At 50.0% G+C, this 19,685-nt stretch carries 22 protein-coding genes and 1 pseudogene; all 23 read left to right on the plus strand.

Translation table 11 applies throughout. From position 1 onward, the window contains the following. Nucleotides 1-34 precede the first annotated feature (34 nt). The 23 genes and pseudogenes from NST43_RS15210 (at nucleotide 35) to NST43_RS15320 (ending at nucleotide 19,683) form a co-directional block, all read left to right on the plus strand. Nucleotides 35-343, plus strand: coding sequence for a metalloregulator ArsR/SmtB family transcription factor (locus NST43_RS15210; RefSeq protein WP_339225161.1), 309 nt, complete (start codon nucleotides 35-37; stop codon nucleotides 341-343). Nucleotides 344-428: 85 nt separating this feature from the next. Then, nucleotides 429-773 (plus strand): metalloregulator ArsR/SmtB family transcription factor, encoded by a 345-nt coding sequence (locus tag NST43_RS15215; RefSeq protein WP_339225162.1) that lies wholly within the window; start codon nucleotides 429-431, stop codon nucleotides 771-773. After that, nucleotides 774-2,084, plus strand: coding sequence for an arsenic transporter (locus NST43_RS15220; RefSeq protein WP_339225163.1), 1,311 nt, complete (start codon nucleotides 774-776; stop codon nucleotides 2,082-2,084). It abuts the gene before it with no gap. A 21-nt stretch (nucleotides 2,085-2,105) separates the two neighbouring features. After that, entirely contained in the window at nucleotides 2,106-2,525 is a 420-nt protein-coding gene (gene arsC, locus NST43_RS15225; RefSeq protein WP_339225164.1) for an arsenate reductase (thioredoxin), read from the plus strand. Between the two features lie 34 nt (nucleotides 2,526-2,559). Then, nucleotides 2,560-2,991, plus strand: coding sequence for a dual specificity protein phosphatase family protein (locus NST43_RS15230; protein ID WP_339225165.1), 432 nt, complete (start codon nucleotides 2,560-2,562; stop codon nucleotides 2,989-2,991). Nucleotides 2,992-3,612: 621 nt separating this feature from the next. After that, a complete protein-coding gene (locus tag NST43_RS15235) occupies nucleotides 3,613-4,047 on the plus strand; it encodes a MarR family transcriptional regulator (protein ID WP_339225166.1) in 435 nt (144 codons plus the stop codon). A gap of 29 nt (nucleotides 4,048-4,076) precedes the next feature. Then, nucleotides 4,077-4,406, plus strand: a complete 330-nt coding sequence (locus tag NST43_RS15240) for an FAD-dependent oxidoreductase (RefSeq protein WP_339225167.1) — start codon at nucleotides 4,077-4,079, stop codon at nucleotides 4,404-4,406. Nucleotides 4,407-4,464: 58 nt separating this feature from the next. Then, on the plus strand, nucleotides 4,465-4,995 hold the full coding sequence (locus tag NST43_RS15245) for a hypothetical protein (RefSeq protein WP_339225168.1): 531 nt from the start codon (nucleotides 4,465-4,467) through the stop codon (nucleotides 4,993-4,995). A 457-nt stretch (nucleotides 4,996-5,452) separates the two neighbouring features. Beyond that, nucleotides 5,453-5,767 carry a thioredoxin gene (gene trxA, locus NST43_RS15250; RefSeq protein ID WP_339225428.1) on the plus strand — a complete coding sequence of 105 codons (315 nt, stop codon included), beginning with the start codon at nucleotides 5,453-5,455 and terminating at the stop codon, nucleotides 5,765-5,767. A 47-nt stretch (nucleotides 5,768-5,814) separates the two neighbouring features. Further along, nucleotides 5,815-7,197, plus strand: a complete 1,383-nt coding sequence (locus NST43_RS15255; protein WP_339225169.1) for an MATE family efflux transporter — start codon at nucleotides 5,815-5,817, stop codon at nucleotides 7,195-7,197. Between the two features lie 11 nt (nucleotides 7,198-7,208). Beyond that, nucleotides 7,209-7,468 (plus strand): annotated as a pseudogene (locus NST43_RS15260) (FAD-dependent oxidoreductase); the annotation flags it as partial. A gap of 367 nt (nucleotides 7,469-7,835) precedes the next feature. Then, on the plus strand, nucleotides 7,836-8,984 hold the full coding sequence (locus NST43_RS15265; RefSeq protein ID WP_339225170.1) for an AMP-binding protein: 1,149 nt from the start codon (nucleotides 7,836-7,838) through the stop codon (nucleotides 8,982-8,984). Continuing rightward, entirely contained in the window at nucleotides 8,977-9,240 is a 264-nt protein-coding gene (locus NST43_RS15270; RefSeq protein WP_339225171.1) for a phosphopantetheine-binding protein, read from the plus strand. The genes NST43_RS15265 and NST43_RS15270 overlap by 8 nt, the downstream gene beginning before the upstream one ends. Before the next feature lie 30 nt (nucleotides 9,241-9,270). After that, complete coding sequence (locus tag NST43_RS15275; RefSeq protein WP_339225172.1) at nucleotides 9,271-9,555, plus strand: acyl carrier protein; 285 nt, start codon at nucleotides 9,271-9,273, stop codon at nucleotides 9,553-9,555. A gap of 1 nt (nucleotide 9,556) precedes the next feature. Next, nucleotides 9,557-10,504, plus strand: coding sequence for a DUF6005 family protein (locus NST43_RS15280; protein WP_339225173.1), 948 nt, complete (start codon nucleotides 9,557-9,559; stop codon nucleotides 10,502-10,504). Beyond that, nucleotides 10,467-11,840, plus strand: coding sequence for a glycosyltransferase family 4 protein (locus NST43_RS15285; RefSeq protein ID WP_339225174.1), 1,374 nt, complete (start codon nucleotides 10,467-10,469; stop codon nucleotides 11,838-11,840). The genes NST43_RS15280 and NST43_RS15285 overlap by 38 nt, the downstream gene beginning before the upstream one ends. Continuing rightward, nucleotides 11,827-13,623, plus strand: coding sequence for an ABC transporter ATP-binding protein (locus tag NST43_RS15290; protein WP_339225175.1), 1,797 nt, complete (start codon nucleotides 11,827-11,829; stop codon nucleotides 13,621-13,623). The genes NST43_RS15285 and NST43_RS15290 overlap by 14 nt, the downstream gene beginning before the upstream one ends. Then, nucleotides 13,620-15,179 carry a class I adenylate-forming enzyme family protein gene (locus tag NST43_RS15295; protein ID WP_339225176.1) on the plus strand — a complete coding sequence of 520 codons (1,560 nt, stop codon included), beginning with the start codon at nucleotides 13,620-13,622 and terminating at the stop codon, nucleotides 15,177-15,179. Before NST43_RS15290 ends, NST43_RS15295 begins: the two co-directional genes overlap by 4 nt. A 1-nt stretch (nucleotide 15,180) precedes the next feature. Beyond that, nucleotides 15,181-15,405, plus strand: coding sequence for an acyl carrier protein (locus tag NST43_RS15300; protein ID WP_339225177.1), 225 nt, complete (start codon nucleotides 15,181-15,183; stop codon nucleotides 15,403-15,405). Further along, nucleotides 15,402-16,544: a hypothetical protein gene (locus NST43_RS15305; RefSeq protein ID WP_339225178.1), complete on the plus strand. Its 1,143-nt coding sequence runs from the start codon at nucleotides 15,402-15,404 to the stop codon at nucleotides 16,542-16,544. The genes NST43_RS15300 and NST43_RS15305 overlap by 4 nt, the downstream gene beginning before the upstream one ends. A gap of 4 nt (nucleotides 16,545-16,548) precedes the next feature. Next, the gene (locus NST43_RS15310) at nucleotides 16,549-17,541 is read left to right on the plus strand and encodes a hypothetical protein (RefSeq protein WP_339225179.1); all 993 of its coding nucleotides are present in this window, start codon (nucleotides 16,549-16,551) and stop codon (nucleotides 17,539-17,541) included. Nucleotides 17,542-17,587: 46 nt separating this feature from the next. Beyond that, a complete protein-coding gene (locus NST43_RS15315) occupies nucleotides 17,588-18,397 on the plus strand; it encodes a sugar phosphate isomerase/epimerase family protein (RefSeq protein ID WP_339225429.1) in 810 nt (269 codons plus the stop codon). Then, nucleotides 18,397-19,683, plus strand: coding sequence for an ATP-grasp domain-containing protein (locus NST43_RS15320; protein ID WP_339225180.1), 1,287 nt, complete (start codon nucleotides 18,397-18,399; stop codon nucleotides 19,681-19,683). The genes NST43_RS15315 and NST43_RS15320 overlap by 1 nt, the downstream gene beginning before the upstream one ends. Nucleotides 19,684-19,685 lie beyond the last annotated feature (2 nt).

Here is a 19,685-nt window from a genome sequence, read left to right on the forward strand (position 1 = left end):
TTCTGAGAGGACAGTGCATATGTTCAACATAGAAATGGCAGAGAAATTGAAATTACTGGGTGACAAAACCAGACTTACCATTATGGGATTGTTAAAGGATAGAGAATGGTGTGTTTGTGATTTGGTGGATATTCTAAATATGTCTCAACCCAATGTAAGCCAGCATTTAAGAAAATTAAAGGCGCAGGGACTCGTGAAAGAAACAAAACGGGCACAGTGGGTTTATTATGCTTTGGCTATAGAGGAAGATTCTTATATTCACACCATTTTAGATGCACTACCGGATACAGAATCGCTATTATTTTTAATAAAGGGCGAATATACAGCCTGTGATTGTAACTAAAATGGACAGAGTTAAAGACGTGTATATTAGCACTTGATTATATAAGTGTATGCTTATATAATGATGGAGGTAAGGGGGACAGAAGATGAGTTTTGATCTGCATGATTTAGAAGAAGTATCGCAGACGTTGAAGCTTCTGGGAGATAAGACCAGGCTGACGATAATGAAGCTTCTGGAGAAGCAGGAATGCTGTGTATGCGAGCTTGTTGAAATTTTCAAGACGAGTCAGCCATCTGTGAGCCAGCACTTGCGGAAGCTTAAGGATGCGGGGCTGGTCAAGGAGAACCGGAAAGGCCAGTGGATATTCTACTCGGTGAATCCAAACAGTATCCAGCATGAATTAATTCAGAATCTGATTGCCTTCGTTCCTTCACAAGATCATGAATTAGAAGAGCTCGATAAGAAAGGCTTAAGGATTTCATGTGACTAAATGGAGGTTAGCGGATTGATTTCAGTATTCTTAGCGGGTTTCATTTTTATTGTTACCTTAGTATTTGTCATTTGGCAGCCTAAGAACTTGTCCATTGGCTGGTCTGCCTGCGGCGGGGCGGTACTCGCTTTACTTGCCGGTGTAGTCAGCTTTAGCGATGTTAAGGACGTCACTTTGATTGTATGGAATGCCACACTGGCCTTTGTTGCAATCATCCTGATCTCGCTTATCCTCGATAAAATCGGATTCTTCGAATGGGCTGCCCTACATATGGCCAGAGCTGCCCGGGGGAATGGAACCCGAATGTTCATCTATGTCACCATTCTTGGTGCGGTCGTAGCCGCGTTTTTTGCCAACGACGGAGCGGCGCTCATTCTGACCCCGATTGTGCTGGCTATGGTCCGTGCGCTGAATTTCGATGAGAAGAAGGTCTTTCCGTTCATCATCGCCAGCGGGTTCATTGCGGATACTACGTCTTTGCCGCTGGTTGTAAGTAATCTGGTGAACATTGTATCGGCGGACTTTTTCGGGATTACCTTCATGGAATACGCTGGACGGATGCTGATGCCTACTTTGTTTTCCTTAGGGGCAAGTATTCTGGTGTTGTACTTCTTTTTCCGTAAAAGCATCCCCAAAAAATTTGACAGCTCCCAGCTGAAAAATCCGCAGGAAGCGATCAAAGATAAGAAGATGTTCAAACTATCCTGGTGGGTATTAGCGCTTCTGCTGGTAGGATACTTCGTGAGTGAGTTCCTGAACATTCCGGTGTCTGTGGTAGCCGGGGTTATCGCAATATTCTTCCTTCTCATGGCAAGAAGAAGCCCATATGTCCCCACGATGGAAGTCGTGAAGGGTGCGCCCTGGGCGATTGTATTCTTTTCCATCGGGATGTATGTCGTCGTATATGGTCTTCGCAATGCGGGGCTGACAGACGTCCTTGCCGATGTCATTCAGGCTGTGGCCGATCAGGGGCTGTTCGCCGCAACGATGGGGATGGGCTTTATTGCTGCAATTATCTCCTCCGTTATGAACAACATGCCTACGGTAATGATTGATGCACTGGCCATTGATGCTACGCATACCCCGGGACTGATTAAGGAAGCCTTGATTTATGCAAATGTCATCGGCTCTGACTTGGGACCGAAGATTACACCAATTGGTTCACTGGCGACCTTGCTGTGGCTGCATGTGCTTTCGACCAAAGGGGTGAAGATATCCTGGGGAACGTATTTCAAAACAGGTATTATCCTGACGATCCCTACGCTGTTTATCACACTGCTTGGCCTCTATATAACATTGATTCTATTTTAAACTCAAAGGAGATTACGACTCATGGATAAGAAAAGCATTTACTTTTTGTGCACAGGAAACTCCTGCCGGAGCCAGATGGCCGAAGGCTGGGCTAAGAAATATTTGAGCGAGGAATGGAATGTGTACAGTGCCGGCATAGAGGCTCACGGTCTGAATCCGAAAGCCGTTCAGGCAATGAGCGAAGTAGGGATTGACATCTCAGCTCAAACGTCGGATATCATTGATCCGCAGCTGCTTAATAACGCTGATCTTGTGATTACATTGTGTGGAGATGCCGCAGATAAATGTCCAATTACTCCGCCTCAAGTGAAACGTGAGCACTGGGGATTTGATGATCCGGCAAAAGCGCAAGGAACAGATGAAGAGAAGTGGGCAGTCTTCCAGCGGGTTCGTGACCAAGTGGGCGAGCGCATCAAGCAATTCGCTGATACAGGTGAATAAGATTGAGTAACCTGGTATGAAGGAGGGAACTATAATGGCGAATTATCATGAACTGATCGAAGGTAAAGTATACATCGGAGGGGAGAATGCACTGCTTGAGGCCCTGCAGGAGCAAGAGATTACGGATGTGTTTGACTTAAGGGATACCGGCACGAAGGCAGAAGGCTTTCCAGACCATGTGACCCGTCATCATTTTCCCATTGTAGAAGATGAGAGCGGCCAGGAAGGTTCAGTTCAAGCTGCAATCCAAGCGGTAACAGCAGCAGTAAACAGCGGGAAGACCGTGTATTTCCATTGCGCCGGCGGACGGAACCGTACGGGGACTGTGGCCACGGGAGTCCTGCTTGAACTTGGCCATGCTGCGAATGTAGAAGAGGCGGAAGCGTTGGCGAAAGAAAAACGTCCGGATATTAACATCAAGCAGGATATGCGTGAGGTATTGAAGGGGTTTTATCCATCCAAGTAAATAAAAACATATTTACAGAAGGGCTATTTCTAATGGAGATAGTCTTTTTTTGTTATAGAGTTGCAAAATACAACTGTTGTGTGTCACATTGTTTAGGCGGAGGGATGATGATGAAAAGAAAAGGGATACATAAACCCACAATTGAGGATGCCATTGAAATCAGTGGAATCGAAACGCTCCATCCCGGAGGATTTGAATTAATGAGGCGAACAACAGAGGTTACAGAGCTTAAGCCGGGAATGCGGGTGCTAGATGCTCCTTCGATACCGTAATCAACGAATGCGCGGTCGGAATTCCGGATATTCCCAGCAAGTACTTAATGAAATGGCTCGCGTAGTAAAGCTAGGAGGCAGAGTGGTGATCCATGAGTCCATTTGGAAGAAGCGGATAACGGACATGGAGAAGGAGGAACTGTCTGAAAGGTACGTAAAGACCGGGATGTTAGTCATTATTCAAAGCTGCTTACTTTTCCGGAAAGGGTAGTAACTCTGAAACGGATTTTGCAAAAGCACGGGATCAGTGGTGTAACCAAGGTTATGGAGAATGAGAAGGTATTCTTTAAAGCGGTTATGGATGGCAAAATAGGCTATGGCCTGTATAGAGGGGTTAAAGGTGATATCCATGGAAAACGTTGATTTACTCCGTAATTCAATGAGAGCTCTGGATAAGAATATTGGAGCTTTGGAAAAAACTCAGCTTGCCTGTTGTGGCGCAACGATTGGACAATGTCATGCCGTCATGGAGATTGGGCTATTCGGGCAAATCTCACTCATCGATCTGGCCAATGTACTTAATCTTGATAAAAGTACAATGAGCAGAACGGTCAATGGTCTTGTCGAGAATGAATGGATTGAACGGATTACAGATCCGGATAACCGGCGGTATATAAAGCTAACGCTTTCCCCAAAGGGACAGATACTCCATGATCAAATCAGCTCCGTTCTGAACGCTTATTTCGGAAACATTATGAAGGATATCCCGGAGAATAGAAGGGAGCAGGTTGCAGAGAGCTTGGAACTGTTAATCCATGCACTAAATAAGAATAACTGCTGTTAGACATAGGTTGGTTCGATGAGGAGAGGTTGGTGGATATATTGCAGAAGACCCTAGACGCAGTGGTTATCGGAGGGGGGCAGGCAGGGCTCGCATCAGGTTACTATTTGCAAGAGGCCGGTCTGGATTTTACGATTCTGGAAGCTGAAGCCCAGCCCGCGGGATCATGGCCGCAATATTATGATAGTTTGAAATTGTTTTCTCCCGCCCGGTATTCGTCATTGCCAGGATACCCTTTTCCAAAAGCTCCAAATGAGTATCCGCTGCGCGATGAGGTCATTACTTATTTACGTCAATATGCGGAGAAATTCAAACTCCCGATAATGGTAAACCAAAAAGTTTCTTCATTCCTCCGAGTATAAACACCCGGAATCGTTCCTGGGGAAGAGGGTTGTCGTTGTCGGCCGTGGAAACTCGGGAGTGCAGATTGCAGTGGAACTTGCCAATCATGCTAACGTATCATTAGCTGTCCAGCAGCCAGTCCGATTTACGCCGCAGCGTATAATGGGTCTTGATCTTCACTTCTGGTTAAAAATCACTGGCATAGATACTTTTCCTTTCTACCGAATCGGCAAAGAGCCGCCTAGTCCCATTTCTGTATTCGACCTTGGCGGATATCGTAAGAAAATGGAAAACGGTAATCCGGATCAGAGAACAATGTTCTCAGCTTTTTTTCCTGAAGGTGTTATTTGGGAGGATGGGGAACGGGAAGCCATTGATGTTGTGATATTCGCTACAGGATATCGTCCTAATATCCCTTTTCTGGGTGGGACAGGTGCACTTGCATCAGATGGTAGACCTCTGCATGTTGCCGGTGTCAGTACAGAAGTTCCTGGACTTTATTATGTTGGATTATCTAATCAGCGTTCCTTTGCGTCAGCGACGGTTCGCGGAGTCGGGGCTGATGCTAAATATATCGTGCGGAATATTAAACGGTTTTTGAAAAAATGACGGGTACCCCTTTGAGCCGCAAAGAAGGCCACTGGAATTATTACAGTATCAATGAGTCGGTGAGGGCATTCGGACGCTTGCATTCTACGAGGAACGGAGTTATTATAGATTCATAAAGTCTTTGATTTTCAATGAAGAAGTGTGGCAGCAGAGCCGATAATCCATACGGGCAATTCAAGGAGATTGAATGTTCAATCGATTTTTTTCGGTTATTTAAAGATATTATGTAACTACAATATCTTTAAATAAATGCGATATGTAAGGAGGTGAGGAGGTTATAGGACAAGTTAACGAGTATCCGGCTCAGCGAGTCGGCATTGTAACGCAAGACAAACAACGGCTCGACAAGCGAAATGAAACAAGTCGTCAAGCAGGACGCAGATAAACAATTGAAATCTCATATTTAATTAAAGATATAATATATCTCTATTATATTTAACTTGAAAGGATGATCATGATGGCTATTCATCACGCGAAAGATTCTAATTTTAAAGAGATGGTGCAAGCTGAAGGTATAACGGTAGTGAATTTTTGGGCCTCCTGGTGTGGTCCATGCAGAATGTTCGCCCCTGTTTTAGAGGAGTTTGAAAAGGAAGCAGATGATTCCATTAAAGTAATTAAAATTAATGTAGACGAAAATCCGGTGACCTCTTCACAATTTCAGATAATGAGCATACCGGCAACTCTTATATTCAGAGATGGAAAGCCCCTATATAAAGAATTAGGCATATTGCCGAAAGATGCCCTCCGGCAGCTTGTTGCCTCCAAATAAACAAACTCTTTTAGAAAGTACATTAAAAACTTTAAGGGGCATTCACTATGAATAATCATACGGATCCGCTAGGCGTAATGCCAGTAGGCAAACTTTTATTGAGATTCTCAATACCGGCTATCATCGGCGTGATGGTTAATTCAATCTACACGCTAGTCGACCGGCTTTATGTTGGCCGGTTGGGCGCTCTCGCCATGACTGGGATTGGGCTTAATTTCCCATTTATGTCCTTGATTACGGCATTCAGTTTCTTCATTGGCGTAGGCGCGTCCGCAATGATTTCCATTCGGCTGGGCCAAAACCGCAAAGAGGATGCGGAAAAAATACTTGGCAATTCGTTTTCATTTCTGGCTATACTGATGATTCTCGTATCCTTTTTTGGACTGATGTTCAAGGTGCCAATACTCAACTTATTTGGGGCAAGTAATGCCACAATTGGTTATGCGTCAGACTATATAACAATTATCTTATATGGAACAATATTTCAGGGGATTGCCTTAGGGCTTAACAATATCATCCGGGCCGAAGGAAATCCCACAAAATCCATGTTAACCATGCTGCTAGGTACAGTGCTTAATATTATTCTTGACCCTATCTTTATATTTAGTTTCGATATGGGGATCAAAGGTGCTGCATGGGCCACGCTGATTTCGCAACTCGTATCCTCCGCATGGGTAATCGCGCATTTTGTAAAAGGAAATAGCACTTTGAAATTACGAATGAAAAATCTTGTGCCAAGCTGGAGGGCTTTCAAGGAGGTTGCGAGTATAGGACTATCCCCATTTGTTATGCAAATTGCCGCTACTGCCGTTGCTATATTGATGAACACCGGGTTGAAAACATACGGCGGCGATATAGCGATTGGGGCTATGACCGTAATCAACTCTGTTATGATTTTCTTTTACATGCCTGTTATTGGCATTGCACAGGGAGCTCAACCCATTATTGGATTCAATTACGGTGCGAAACAGTATAAACGGGTAAGGGAAACTCTGAAACTGGAAATGATAATTGCAACCGCCATTTGTGTATTTGCTTTCTTATGTACGCAATTTCTTACAGTGCCAATTATCAAGGCTTTTAGTAGCGAGACTACCTTGATTCAAGCGGCGTCTTATGGTATGCGGATAATGCTGATGATGACGCCGCTTATTGGCTTTCAAATGGTATCTTCGCAATATTTTCAGGCAATTGGCAAAGCAAAAAAAGCAACCATTTTAGGGCTTCTTCGCCAAGTAATTCTCCTTGTTCCGCTGCTCGTTATTATGCCTCACCTATTTCAATTGACAGGTGTTTGGATGGCAAGCCCTATCGCAGATTTTATTTCATGCTCAATAACCGGAATAGTTTTATTTCGGGAACTTAAACAACTTGGTAAAATGGAAATTTCCTCTAAAGGAAAAACTTTGGTCAGTTATCAAAGCTTATAAGTGATTAGAATATGATTTACGATTGTGTAATTGTTGGCGGAGGCCCCGCTGGATTGAATGCAGCACTTGTATTAGGCAGGGCAAGAACGAAGGGTGGCGTTAATCGACAACAATAAGCCGAGAAATGCGGTTACTCATGCATCCCATGGGTTTATTACAAAGGGAGATCTTTCAGGAAATTGATGGGTTTAAGGAGCTATATGGAAAAAGTCTATTTAACTGTCCTTACTGCGATGGTTGGGAATTGAGAGATCAGCCCCTTGTTATAGTTGAAGTGCACCCCTTATAGTCGACATTGGATAAACACCTGGTGTTTATGCTGATGAAAACTATAGGGGGTGCTTTTCGTTATGACGGAAAGGGAACGGAATAACGTACAATTTTGAACTAAAGATGAACGCACTTGAGATGTAGATGCGGCTGCTATGACAAGAAAGGACTATTTACTACAAGAGAAGGAAAAGCGTCGTTATGTGGCGAAAATACCTAAAGAAGTTAAAAATTCTCATGGGAAAGGAGACCCCATGTTCATTGTTAATAAAGAACATTATGACCAGCATGAACTGGAACGCCGAATAAACGCGATATACGCATTATTGGGTTCCTCTGTTTGGAAGGAACGGCGGACAGCTGTATGCATGAAGGAACCGGCGAATATTCTGGCCGCCACGGAGCTGATTATCAGGAATGAGGGTTCGGTGCTTCTGATCAACGGCGATACCCCGATTGAAAGCGTTCTCCGGCAAGCCGAAGACGCAGGCTGTACGGGTCTGCTGACCGACGCAGGAGGCAGCGCCGTCTTTCACCCTCTACACTCACGCCTGGATCGGATGAATGGGGAGCCGTCCTTGCTTCAATTCAGCTCCGGCACGACCGGCGCTCCCAAGCTAGTTGAACGGTCTTGGTCTCATGTGCAAATGGAAATCGAGGCCTACAACAAGATGCTGCCCTGCAGCGGGGAGGATCAACCAATCATTCTGGTGCCCGTGTCTCATTCCTTCGGATTCATCACAGGTACGCTTTCCGCACTTAAGCGCGGAGTCAAGCCGGTTATCGTGACGGACAAGAACCCCAAGTTCGCCCTGCATCTCATGCAGCAGCATGATCGCCATGTGGTGTATGCGGTGCCCTTCCTCTTTCAAATTCTGCTCAGCCTGATGAGAGAGAAGGTGCTGCTTAGAAAGATGGTATCCTCTGGCTCCCCGATGTCTGCAGAACTGCTGAACAGGCTTGGGGGTGCAGGTGTGGAGGTGATCCAGCAATACGGGTGCTCTGAGGCGGGCTGCATCTCGCTTGGCGACCGACCCTCCGATTCTACGGATGCCGGGATGCTTCTGGAGCATATGGCAATGGAAAGGGCCGGAACCCGGGATCAGCCGGATGAAATAATCATTGCCACAGGCGGACGCCGGATTCATACCGGAGATATGGGATATTGGTCGGGCGGCAGGCTTCATGTTCAGTGCCGGATGGATGATCTGATTAATGTGTCAGGACTGAAGGTAGCTCCCTCCGAGGTGGAGGATGTCATCCGGAGGCTGGACGGCGTTCAGGAAGCTGTCGTGCACAAGGCTCCGCATCCCGTCTGGGGGGAAGCTGTCAAAGCTCGAATCGTTCGGAAGGGCGATGCGCTGTCACAGGAGGAGGTGAAGAGGTGGTGCGCGCGGTTTCTGCCTGCTTATAAAGTTCCGGGCTTTATTGCTTTTACGGAGGACATTCCGAAGACGAGTACAGGGAAGGTTATGCGAAAACAATTGGTAGAAGAGGAGTATGGTATTCATGGATAAGGAACAAACGGTATCTCAATTGAGGCAGCTCATGTCCGAACAATTGGAGCTCTCTCTCCCGGACGTCATTAAAGAGGAAGACCGGCTGTACGAAGACTTAAACGTAGATTCGATCATGGTACTCCAATTGGTGGTATGCATCGAGGAAGTGTTCAACGTAACTGTGCCCGAGGAGGAGATGGATCCTGCCGTCTTCCAAACGGTCGGTTCTTTAGTCGATTTCATCCACGCCCTTAAGGGGGAGCACATCGCCTAAAGAAGTCAAATCTTAAGATCATAGAAAAGGATGGATATGATGATGAACGTGAATGAACAGGATATCGTACAATTCGTGATTGATCGGGTGGCCGATTTGACCTCCAGACCGGAGCTGGCGGAGGAATTGAATGGGGACGCACCGCTAGAGGATGCAGGCGTGGATTCGGTGCTGCTGGTCAACCTGATGATACAGATTGAACAGCAGTACGACATTTTTTACGAGGACGACGAGCTTCTACAGGAGAACTTCGCCACCGCGCGCTTGATCTCACAACGCATATTGGCCAAACGGGCCGTTAAAACCGGGGTTTGACGTGAAACAAGCCCATTGCTTTCTGAACGGACTCGGTTATGGCTTGGAGCAAGCCGGGTGGGATGAACGTCCGCTCTATATCGGTGCTTGGGACGCGCCATTCAGCGTTACGGAGGACGGCAAGCTGACCTATTTCTCAGCGGACATCACGCCGTCCGAATATTTGCGTCTGTTCACCCGCCTCTACGGGGAAGGGGCCGTGGAGTGGTATGATTACGGGGCCGAAAAGCTAGGCAACCTGAAGAAGTTTCTGGAGGTCCTGCGGCGTAATCCGGATCTTCCTGTTTTGGTACAGCTCGACCTGTTTCATATGCCCTATCAAAAAAGAACGTTTCAAACCATGCATCAGCCCCATTTTGTCATCGTACACGGAATGCGGGGCGATCAATTCGTGGTATACGATCGCTATTTTGAATGGGAAGGGTTAGTGGCCACGAGCCATGTACACGATGCTTTTCTGAGCAATGAGTTGGGCGGGGGACTGCTGCTTCATCCCGAATGGCTCCATGCGCCGGACGTTAGCGAGGTGGCGAGAATCTTCGAGGATACGATAGAGACCGATCCGGGTGAACGATCGCTAACCGGCATGGTGAGGCGGAGGATTATGCAGACGGTGGAGTCGCCCGATATTTATCCGCCCGGGGCCTTGAAGGATGCTGTATCCCAGCTCGGCATCCTCGCCAAACGCAAATACAGCTACGGGCTGCTGTATCAATATTTTTTGGAAGCGCTTAATCAAGGGACGGAGCTGTATCAGGAGCAGCTGGAAGGATTCATAAGAATGTGGAGTACGCTCGCATACCTGGCGATCCGTACGTCCATGCCGGGACGAACCAGGGAAATCGGACTGCTGGTGGATAAGGTGGAGCAGCTGCACAGGACAGAGCAACAGCTGAAGGAGGAATTGATCGATGTCTATCATCGCTGGAAACCTCGATTTGCATGCTGAGTGCAGACCTAGGGTGGGCTGCTTCGACGGCCATTCCCCTCGGTTGAACGAACGGGTGATTGATGACCAATGGACAGGGTATCTGGCTGAATATACGGAGCTCCTCCGCATTCCGCCGGTACGCTTTGCCAAGATCTTCGGGGGTTCGCTTCGCCAGTTCTCCAAGCAGCCGATGTCTTCGCTTCCGCATGCATCGGAGCGGCTGGCCCGATTATGCGAGGAATACGGAATCGATACGCTTTATGTGAACGCTCCTTATTTCATGCCTTTCTTGATGCTGGTTCGGAGCTTCGCCAAGCTTCCGCTTCGCTTCATGGTTATCGCCCATTCCGTCGCATCCGCCCGTTGGCTGACAACCTGGCTGTCCTGTGCGCCTTGGATTACAGAACAGGATGTGCTGCTTGCCAGTACGGAATCTTGCAGACAGGCACTGGTTAATCTCTCACCCCGGTATGCGCATGCCTATAAGATCCCGTTATGCATCGACACCTTGCTAGCTGCGGAGCCGGTTCGGCCGCTTGCCGGTAAACGTCTGTTATCCATCGGCCGGCTGGAAGAGGTAAAGAACATTCATGTGCTCTTAGAGGCTATGACGGAAATAAAGCAGCGTGTCCCGGACACTGTATTGACGATTGCCGGAGAATATACGGGGTCTATGAAGGAAGCTGACCGATATAAAGAACGGCTTGAAGCCATCGTAGCGGAATATAGACTGGAGCAAACTGTGGAGTTTACAGGTCCCGTCCACGGGAGTGAGAAAGACCGCCTGTTCCGGGAATCCAGGCTTCTGGTTAACCTCTCCACCGATCCGGGAGAGACGTTTGGCTTCAACCTCCTGGAAGCGAAAGCCCACGGTCTTCCTGTGGTCTGCACCAACTGGGACGGTTTCCGAGAGCTGCTTGTTGACGGCGAGGACGGTTCCTTCGTCCAGGTAGATTGGTCCGGTGAACATCCGAAGATAGATCTGGACGGGCTGGTTCGCAACTGCACCGAGGTTCTGCTGGATGAGAAGCTTCACGACAATCTCTCGCAAGGAGCGCGGCGCAACGCTCTAAAGTACGACTATCGAACCATCATGCCGCAGATCAGGAGGCTCCTGAATGCTCCCCTTGGACAGATAGCGGGTGAGGCGGAGGAGACCGCCCTGCTGGAATCTTCTATGAGAACGCTGAACAAAATCTATCATTGCAGCTTATTGGAAGCGACAGGCTGTTTGAGTGAATCGTCGCTGTCGGTTCTGGATTGGCAGTCGCAGGGTGACACGGAGGAATGGATGCGCAGGGTGAAGCCAATTATTCAACATTTTGCCGGGAGGAACAATCATGCACACGTTTAAACTGTTCCGACGTCTTGCTCCCTACGTGAAGATCAAATGGAATTTAACCTTGATCGCTTATGTTTGCACGTTCCTGCAATTGGGACTCGTCATGCTTCAGCCCTTAATCTTCGCCTATCTGATCGACCACGTGCTGATTGGCGGAAACCGTAAGCTGATTGTCCCGCTGCTTAGCCTTTCCTTGGGAATAGGTGTTCTCTCCATCGTGTTCCTGTTTATCCGGGTAGGTCTGTTCCGCTATCTGGGCATCTGTAATACGCTGGATATCCGGAACGAGCTGTTGAAGCATGTCCGGCAGATCCCCATTCCGGAAATCCAGAAGGAAGGACCCGGGAAATTCTCGGCCTTGCTCGGGATGGATACAGCTACGATGGGAAATTTCCTCAACCACATCCTGGTCGAGATTACCTCACAGCTGTTTATGATGCTGATATCCCTCGGAATCCTGTACTATTTGGACTGGCGGCTTGGCATCGTTGCGACGGTCAGCATCCCCTTCCTCTTATGGGTGCCAGGGCTATTCCGCAACCCTGTGGCGCGTTATTCGTCCGACGTTCGAACCCATAATGAAGAGATCGGAACCTATCTCTATGAAGCGATCGAAAGTTCGCAAGAAATCCGGGCTTTAGGACTAGAGGGATGGGAACGGAAGCGGAATGAAACGATGTACAAGGGGCTGGTGAAGGCCAGCACTCGGGAAACGCTGTATGCCGTTATGTCGTTTCAAATCAGTGGTTTCGTGATTAGCCTGATCCTGGCTGCCATCTATTGGATCGGCAGCTATCAGGTGCTCCACCAAATGTTGACCGTTGGCATGATGGTTGCTTCCGTAACCTATCTGCAAAACGCTCTGAATCCGGTACAGCAGATTAACAACTATTTCAGAGAGCTTCAAGGCGCGGAAGTTGCAATGGGCAGAATCGAGCAATTTATCCAGACCCCGATCGATCCCTATGCGGAAAACGAGAGGAAGCAGGTTTCGCCTGCAAGGGAGCCTGAGCTTGAAGCAACGCCGTCCGATATCGAAGTGTGCAGTCTGCGCGTCGGGTACGGTGGAACGGAAATCTTGAAGGATCTATCACTGTCGCTGTCTCCGGGCAAGGTTTATGCTTTCGTCGGGCGAAGCGGGTCTGGGAAATCCACCCTTTTCCGGGCGCTTATTGGGATGATGCCCGTTCTCGAAGGTGAAATTCGAATCGGCGGACAGAATCTGGAGGAGATGACCCGCAGCGCGATCAGCCGCAAGGTTGGCATCGTGTTCCAGGAGCCTTACTTGTTCCGGGGTACCCTTATGGAAAATATTTCTGTCGGGAAGCTGGACGCGACGGAGGAGATGGTCATGCAAGCAGCCCTGAATGCGCGGCTCGGATCTCTGCTGGATCAACTGCCGGAAGGACTCAACACGAAGATTGACCATAAAGGCTTCCAGCTGTCTGGCGGACAGCGGCAGAGGCTGGCTATTGCGCGTGTCCTCTTGCACAATCCCGATATTCTTATCCTGGACGAACCGACCTCCGCCTTGGACCAGCTTACGGAGATTGAACTCATGGATTCCATACGCCACGCCATGGCGGGCAAGACGGTTCTGGTAGCCACCCATCGCCTGCAAACCATTATGAACGCGGACCGTATTCTGGTGATGGAGAACGGTTGTCTGGTGGCGGAAGGCGACCACGAAGAGCTCATGAAGCAATCGGCTGAGTATTATGCTATGGCATCGACCTTCGAGCGCGATACATCTGTGGCTGGACAGGCATCTCATAAGGAGGGGGTACTGGCATGAATGGCACAGGCACACTCAGGGAATTGTTTCGACGTGCACGGAGGCATGACCGGGGAATCACTTACTCGGCACGAAGCGGCGAGTCCGATTGGACAAGTTATGCGGAACTCGGAAGCCGCATGGATCTTCTCGCTGAACGGCTGAAGCAGGAGCAGCTGCGTCCGAATTTTATCGGGGCCGTCTGGATGGCTCCGACGCCGGAGTGTCTGGCTGTCATCGGGGCAGTCATTTTGGCGGGAGGCATTCCGCTCCCCATCCACAGCTACATGCCGGGACAGGACATGCTTCGCCTCATCCGCAAATTTGAACCCGAAGCTGTGTTCGTCTCGGAAGAGAAGCTTCCAATCCTTACGGAATGGAACATGCAAGGAGAAGAGCTGGCATTCTGCCTGTATGCAGGCATGGCAAGCGGACCGGTTGCAGGAATCGGCGCCGCTCAGCGGCCGGTACGCCGGTACACGCCGCCAGAGGCCGCACGTATGATATTCCTCTCCTCCGGTTCGACGGGAGAGCCGAAGGGTATCATGCTGAGCGACCACAACATGCTGTCCAATGTGGACGCGATCCTGGACTACACGACTCTGTGCGACGAGGACATCGTTCTGCTCTCGAAGTCACTGGGGTATTGCTCGACAATTGTTGGGGAATGGTTTGCCGCCATGGCCTCCGGAGCCAATCTTGTTCTAAGCGGGGGCTTCGTGCATCCCTTCGAGATGATCCAGTGCGTCCGTATGAACAAGGTGACCTTCTTATGCACTGTGCCGTCTGCGATCCTGCCTCTAATCCATTCCGCCAAATGGGCGGAGGAGGATCTGCTCACGCTCCGGCAGATGCTCATTGTCGGCGGCCCGATGCCTGACGTCATGCTGCTTCGTTTGGCTGACCGTCTGCCTCACGTGCGGCTGACGCCCTCCTATGGACTGACCGAAGCATCTCCGCGCGTCTCGTATTTGCCCTACGCTCAGTTGAGGACGAAACCGCAATCCGCCGGGATACCCATTAACGGCGTCGAGCTGACCATCGTTCAGGACGGAAGGGAGGCGGCAACAGGAGAGAGTGGGGAGGTGGTCGTTCGAGGGCCGAATGTGATGATCGGCTATTATGACGATCCGGATCGCACCCGCGAGATCCTAGGCCCCCTCGGCCTGCATACCCGGGATACCGGGTATCTGGACGAGGATGGATACTTGCACCTGACCGGGCGAACCGATAACGCTCTCCTTGTCGGGGGACACACGGTGTACCCGGAAGCGGTCGAAAGCGTCCTATTAAGCTTGCCTGGGGTGGCGGACGCTGCTGTGTCGGCCGCAGAAGACCTTCAATGGGGACATCGTCTGATTGCCGTGGTAGTATCCGAAGCTTCCACAGAGCCTGTCAGCAATTCGGAGCTGCATGCCTGGTGCGTAAAGCGGTTATCCTCTGCCTTGCGTCCCAGGGAATTCCGCTTCGTTACGGCTCTGCCCAGAACAGCCAGCGGAAAGCTGGATCGCCAAGCCCTGAAATCTATGGTGAAGGAGGAAGAGCATGTCCACCCCGCAGGAAGATCTATTCTTTAAGGTGAGAGATACGATAGCTGCTGTGGCCAAGAGGCTAACAAGCGAGGTCGAGCTGGACCATGCTTTGGTAGATGATCTGGGAATCGACTCCATTCAAATCCTGGAGCTTCTGTCGGCTCTGGAGGATACATTCGGCTTTGAGCTGGATGTGGACGATATTCGCCCGGAATCGTTCCGAAGCGTCCAGGCCGTATTGCATTTTGTAGAACGCAAGGTGGCTTCATGAAAGTGTTCACCCCGGGCCATTTGCAAGAGCTGGCCGACAAATTGCGCCGGACGTACCCGTTTTATAACCCTTATACGGACGTTGATTTCCATCAGCTGCCGATTACAGACAAACACTTGATCGCAGGCAACCGCGCTCTTTTCGAACATCCCGATGCGGGACGGGTGATCGAATCGTTCACCTCGGGAACTACCGGAGTGCCGTTCCGCTGCGTGAAAACCCCGGAGGAGAAATGGAAACTCTCGCTGACTCTGTATAAGCATAGAAAAAAGTGGGGGCTGCCGTCCAGGCACCGGATGCTGCTGCTGAGCAACCGTCTGCTGGCGGAGCCCAGGTCCCTTAGACATTATGCAGAACTGATGATCAGGGAAGATCCTCATTTTATCCAGGGGAGAGCTTCCGCTCTCTGCGCGTTGGCCGAATATATGCGTGACGGGGGATATTCGTTGCCGTCTTCCCTCCTGTTTACCCAGAACTGGGGCGAAACGCTGCATGGCTCCCAGAAAGAACGGATCGAGGAGGTGTTCCGCGTTCCATGCGTAGACTATTACGGTTTGGAAGAGTTCTGGTGTATCGCGTTCGCAGGCCAGAGCGGCCAACTGGAAATCGATGAGTCCGCCGTATATGTGGAAATTATCGATTCGGCCTCCGGACTCCATGTAGAGGAGGGGGAATTCGGCGAAGTGTTGGTCACCTCGCTGATCATGAGGAGTCTGCCTTATGTCCGTTACCGGACAGGGGATATCGGAAGTATTCGCAGGGACCCTGAAACCGGCCGTCTCCTTCTTCAACTGCTTCCCGTTCGAACATCCCAGATTCGGCTGCCTGGAGCGCAGGTGCATTCCGCCGTCTTCCGGTATTTGGACAAGTTTTTTTGGGAGCTTGCTGCAGCCAGAGGAGTCCGCCAATTTCAGATCGTGCAGAATACTTACACCTCTTTTTCCGTCCGGCTGGCGACTGAAGCCTCGCCAAGCGAGTTCGAGGACGTGCAGACCAGGCTATCCGCTTTTCTTCACCAAGCGGCGGGCAAGCCGGTGAAATTGTCCATAGAAACCGTCTCAAGGCTCGAAGCCGATCCTGTCAGCGGCAAAATACCGTCCTTTGTTTGCCGTATTTCCTCAAATGAAGAAGGAGAATGAAGCTATGACGTCTCATACGGATACGCCGGATGCCAAGCCGGAAATGATGAAGCTGGCGGCGATGGAATGTGCAGCTTCCTGCATCTTGACACACTTATACCGGTCCGGGGCTAACCCTGATCTGTTTCTGCTGGATTACTGGAATGTCAATTATGTTTCGCGCATTATTACGGCGAGCCAGCATGTGCGATTGAACAAAAGCTTGCCCTTTCTGTACGGCATCCATCTGGTTTACAGGGGTACTGGACCTGAGGCGCTAAAGCAGTCTATTCAGTCAGGGAACCGTGCGGTAGTGAAATGCCGCCCATCCGATCTGGATTTTTTCCCTCCCAATATGCTGATCATGGCGGAGAGTGGATTCGATCATTATATCCTCGCAGATAGCTTCGATGAAGCACGTAACGCCTTCAGAGTATTCGATCCCATTGTCGGTTTCAACGGATTCCTGACCGGAGAAGAGCTTATACGGGCATCGGCGGAGCCGGAAGAGGAGGAAATCATTTTCTACGAGCTTCAGCCGGATCAAGAAGGGAAGGGGTTCGAGTCTCCCGACAAGCGTGATATCTTCGCTTATGCTGCCAAGCGAAACTACGAAATGTATGTCCGTTCTCAATACAGTTCGGGTACCGCCGCATTGGACAGCTTTGCCCGGGATTTGCAGGAATCTCTAGCTTTAAGCCCGGAACAAACCTCGAACTGGTTGAACCAGAACTCGATCGCCATTGCTTCCATAACCAAGCTCCGATCTTCCATATGGAATAGCTTTGTCGGGCTGGGCGTGATGGACGAGGGGCAGGCGCTGGAAGGGAAGAACCGAATCAGCGGGATCGTGAAGTTATGGACGACACTGAATTTCTTGCTTGTGAAATACCGCAAGAACATCGGGGACGAAGCGCTGCTGCGCTCGGCTCTTGCCAGGCTGCGGGAAATTCGGGATGCGGAGCTTCAATTCCTAGCCTGGATGAATGGAATAGGCGGTGATCTGACTGCGGTATAATCTATGCACGATTTCTTTTCGACACGAGCTGGTATCCTTCCGGGAGCTGCTCCGTTATGCTCTTGATACGGGCTTCAACGGTATAGAACTGTGGGGCGTGCATGCCAAAGCTTTGCTTCGCCAACGGGGAAAGGAGCTGGGAGGTATGCTGGACGAAATGTTCAGCTACGGGCTCGAAATCAACATGCTGAGCGATTATATCCCTCTCATGGGGAATATCCCAATGGATGTTCTGGTTAAGGAATGGCAGGAAACCGTACAGGCAGCCAAAGCGTTCCACACAGATAAGCTGAGGATTTTCGCCGGAAGCCTGAGCAGTCAATCTCTTGAAGAGAAGGACTGGGAGCTTTGCACCGAACGTCTAAATATCCTTTGCGCCGTAGCAGAGAGGGAAGGGGTCTATACAGTGGTTGAGACTCATCCGGGAACCGCTGCCGACGGCTTAGATTCCACACTTCAACTGCTCAGGCAAACCGACCACCCTGCCTTGAAGCTGAATTTGGACTTTCTGCACATTTGGGAATCGGGCGCTGATCCCCTTGCCGCCTACGAACGCTTGAAGCCATGGATGGTCAATATCCATCTGAAGAATGTGGAATCCCGGCAATGGCTCGAAGTATTCTCTCCTAACAATATATATTCTCCGAGCGGCAGCCGCAGAGGTATCGTACCCTTGGCCGATGGAGAAATGGACTGCCAAGCCATAATGAAGCGCCTTATCTTGGACCCTACCCGAGCCCCGGTATCTCTGGAATGGTTCGGAGCCATACCATTTCAAATCTTAAAGTCGGAGCTAGGCTGGCTTAAAGGGCTGGAGTCCGATCTCAAGCCGGAGAAAGTGGAGGTGACGGGATAATGAATAACGCACCTTATATAGAGCATCTGACCGGAACGCGCGCACCGAAGCTCTGGTACTCAAATATTAATTGGGAACAAGGAAAAGCCGCTCAAGAGATTCGCTTACCCCATATTAACAATGCGTCCGGAGATCGGCTCGTATCGCAAATGGATCTCTACCAAATTTATTTGGCTGACCGGGATGATCTTGTTCTCCTGAAAGAGGCTCCGGATCCTGAATTCCTGTCTTATTTGGAAGAAGAGAAGATAGCCATACCATCAATCGCGATTGGCGCACGGTCTGAATATACGGGTGAGTTTCGCAACCGGATTGCTGTTCCTTACTTGATGGACGAGCAGGAGGAGCAGTTTCTCAAGGATAACGGAGGGAGATGGATCGGCCCGCCAGCCCGATTGTCCGTAGAACTGAACAGCAAGATCGCAACGCGTAAATTATGCGAAGAAATCGGCTTTCCAGTCAGCGACGGTATGATATGCGAGGGGCTTGACGCGATCCGCCGTACTTGCGCCGAGTTGGAGGGACGGCATCCTGGAGCCCGGCTGGTTGTAAAAACCGCTTACGGTTCTTCCGGTAAAGCGCTGTTCCATATCCATCGAGGCTCGGATTTGGAGACGCTGCTTGGATATTTAGAGAGGCAGATCTCTCGGGGAGGCGGGCAACCGGTTGTGACGGTGGAACGCTGGCATCAGGTAGAGCGCCATCTGACGGCACAACTCTGGCTGGGGGGAACAGATTGCGAGATCCTGGCTATGACCGAGCAGAGGATTACGGATGCAGGAGTTTACAGGGGGAGCCGTCTGCACCCGGACCTGCCTGAATCCTTGATCGTGGCTTATACCGAACAGCTGCAACAGCTGGGTAAATCTTTACATTCCCGGGGCTACGAGGGTTTCATCGGGGTAGACTCCATACTGGATGAAGATGGAACTTTAATACCGGTTATTGAGATCAACGCCCGTCTTACCATGGTCACGTATTTGCTAAAGATTCGCAAGCACTTGCTTGAACGCGGGTTTCCTAGAATGGAGACTCAATCCTATGATTTCAAGCTCCACCCTGGAGCCAAATTTGCAGAATTTGCCGAAAAGGTGACATCGATAAGGATCTCTGCCGAACAAGGTGGGGCATTCGTGTATGGTTTCCACCATGATGGGGAATCGGCAGACTGTATCCGACCTTGCAGGGTCTCGACTCTGAGCTGGGGTGTGGACGATGAAGCTGAGAAGCTTGCCCGTCAAGGACTGGAGGAAGCAATCATGGAATGGAGGGGAGCTATCGTATGACT

It is taken from the genome of Paenibacillus sp. FSL H8-0332 (assembly GCF_037963835.1).
GTDB classification, from domain to species: Bacteria; Bacillota; Bacilli; order Paenibacillales; family Paenibacillaceae; genus Paenibacillus_AQ; species Paenibacillus_AQ rhizoplanae.

What these genes read in the sequence shown, in the direction of transcription:
- NST43_RS15210 (WP_339225161.1), top strand. Translation starts at nt 35, where the DNA reads ATGGCAGAGAAATTGAAATTACTGGGTGACAAAACCAGACTTACCATT.
- NST43_RS15215 (WP_339225162.1), top strand. Translation starts at nt 429, where the DNA reads ATGAGTTTTGATCTGCATGATTTAGAAGAAGTATCGCAGACGTTGAAG.
- NST43_RS15220 (WP_339225163.1), top strand. Translation starts at nt 774, where the DNA reads ATGGAGGTTAGCGGATTGATTTCAGTATTCTTAGCGGGTTTCATTTTT.
- arsC (WP_339225164.1), top strand. Translation starts at nt 2,106, where the DNA reads ATGGATAAGAAAAGCATTTACTTTTTGTGCACAGGAAACTCCTGCCGG.
- NST43_RS15230 (WP_339225165.1), top strand. Translation starts at nt 2,560, where the DNA reads ATGGCGAATTATCATGAACTGATCGAAGGTAAAGTATACATCGGAGGG.
- NST43_RS15235 (WP_339225166.1), top strand. Translation starts at nt 3,613, where the DNA reads ATGGAAAACGTTGATTTACTCCGTAATTCAATGAGAGCTCTGGATAAG.
- trxA (WP_339225428.1), top strand. Translation starts at nt 5,453, where the DNA reads ATGGCTATTCATCACGCGAAAGATTCTAATTTTAAAGAGATGGTGCAA.
- NST43_RS15255 (WP_339225169.1), top strand. Translation starts at nt 5,815, where the DNA reads ATGAATAATCATACGGATCCGCTAGGCGTAATGCCAGTAGGCAAACTT.
- NST43_RS15265 (WP_339225170.1), top strand. Translation starts at nt 7,836, where the DNA reads ATGAAGGAACCGGCGAATATTCTGGCCGCCACGGAGCTGATTATCAGG.
- NST43_RS15270 (WP_339225171.1), top strand. Translation starts at nt 8,977, where the DNA reads ATGGATAAGGAACAAACGGTATCTCAATTGAGGCAGCTCATGTCCGAA.
- NST43_RS15275 (WP_339225172.1), top strand. Translation starts at nt 9,271, where the DNA reads ATGGATATGATGATGAACGTGAATGAACAGGATATCGTACAATTCGTG.
- NST43_RS15285 (WP_339225174.1), top strand. Translation starts at nt 10,467, where the DNA reads ATGTCTATCATCGCTGGAAACCTCGATTTGCATGCTGAGTGCAGACCT.
- NST43_RS15290 (WP_339225175.1), top strand. Translation starts at nt 11,827, where the DNA reads ATGCACACGTTTAAACTGTTCCGACGTCTTGCTCCCTACGTGAAGATC.
- NST43_RS15295 (WP_339225176.1), top strand. Translation starts at nt 13,620, where the DNA reads ATGAATGGCACAGGCACACTCAGGGAATTGTTTCGACGTGCACGGAGG.
- NST43_RS15305 (WP_339225178.1), top strand. Translation starts at nt 15,402, where the DNA reads ATGAAAGTGTTCACCCCGGGCCATTTGCAAGAGCTGGCCGACAAATTG.
- NST43_RS15310 (WP_339225179.1), top strand. Translation starts at nt 16,549, where the DNA reads ATGACGTCTCATACGGATACGCCGGATGCCAAGCCGGAAATGATGAAG.
- NST43_RS15320 (WP_339225180.1), top strand. Translation starts at nt 18,397, where the DNA reads ATGAATAACGCACCTTATATAGAGCATCTGACCGGAACGCGCGCACCG.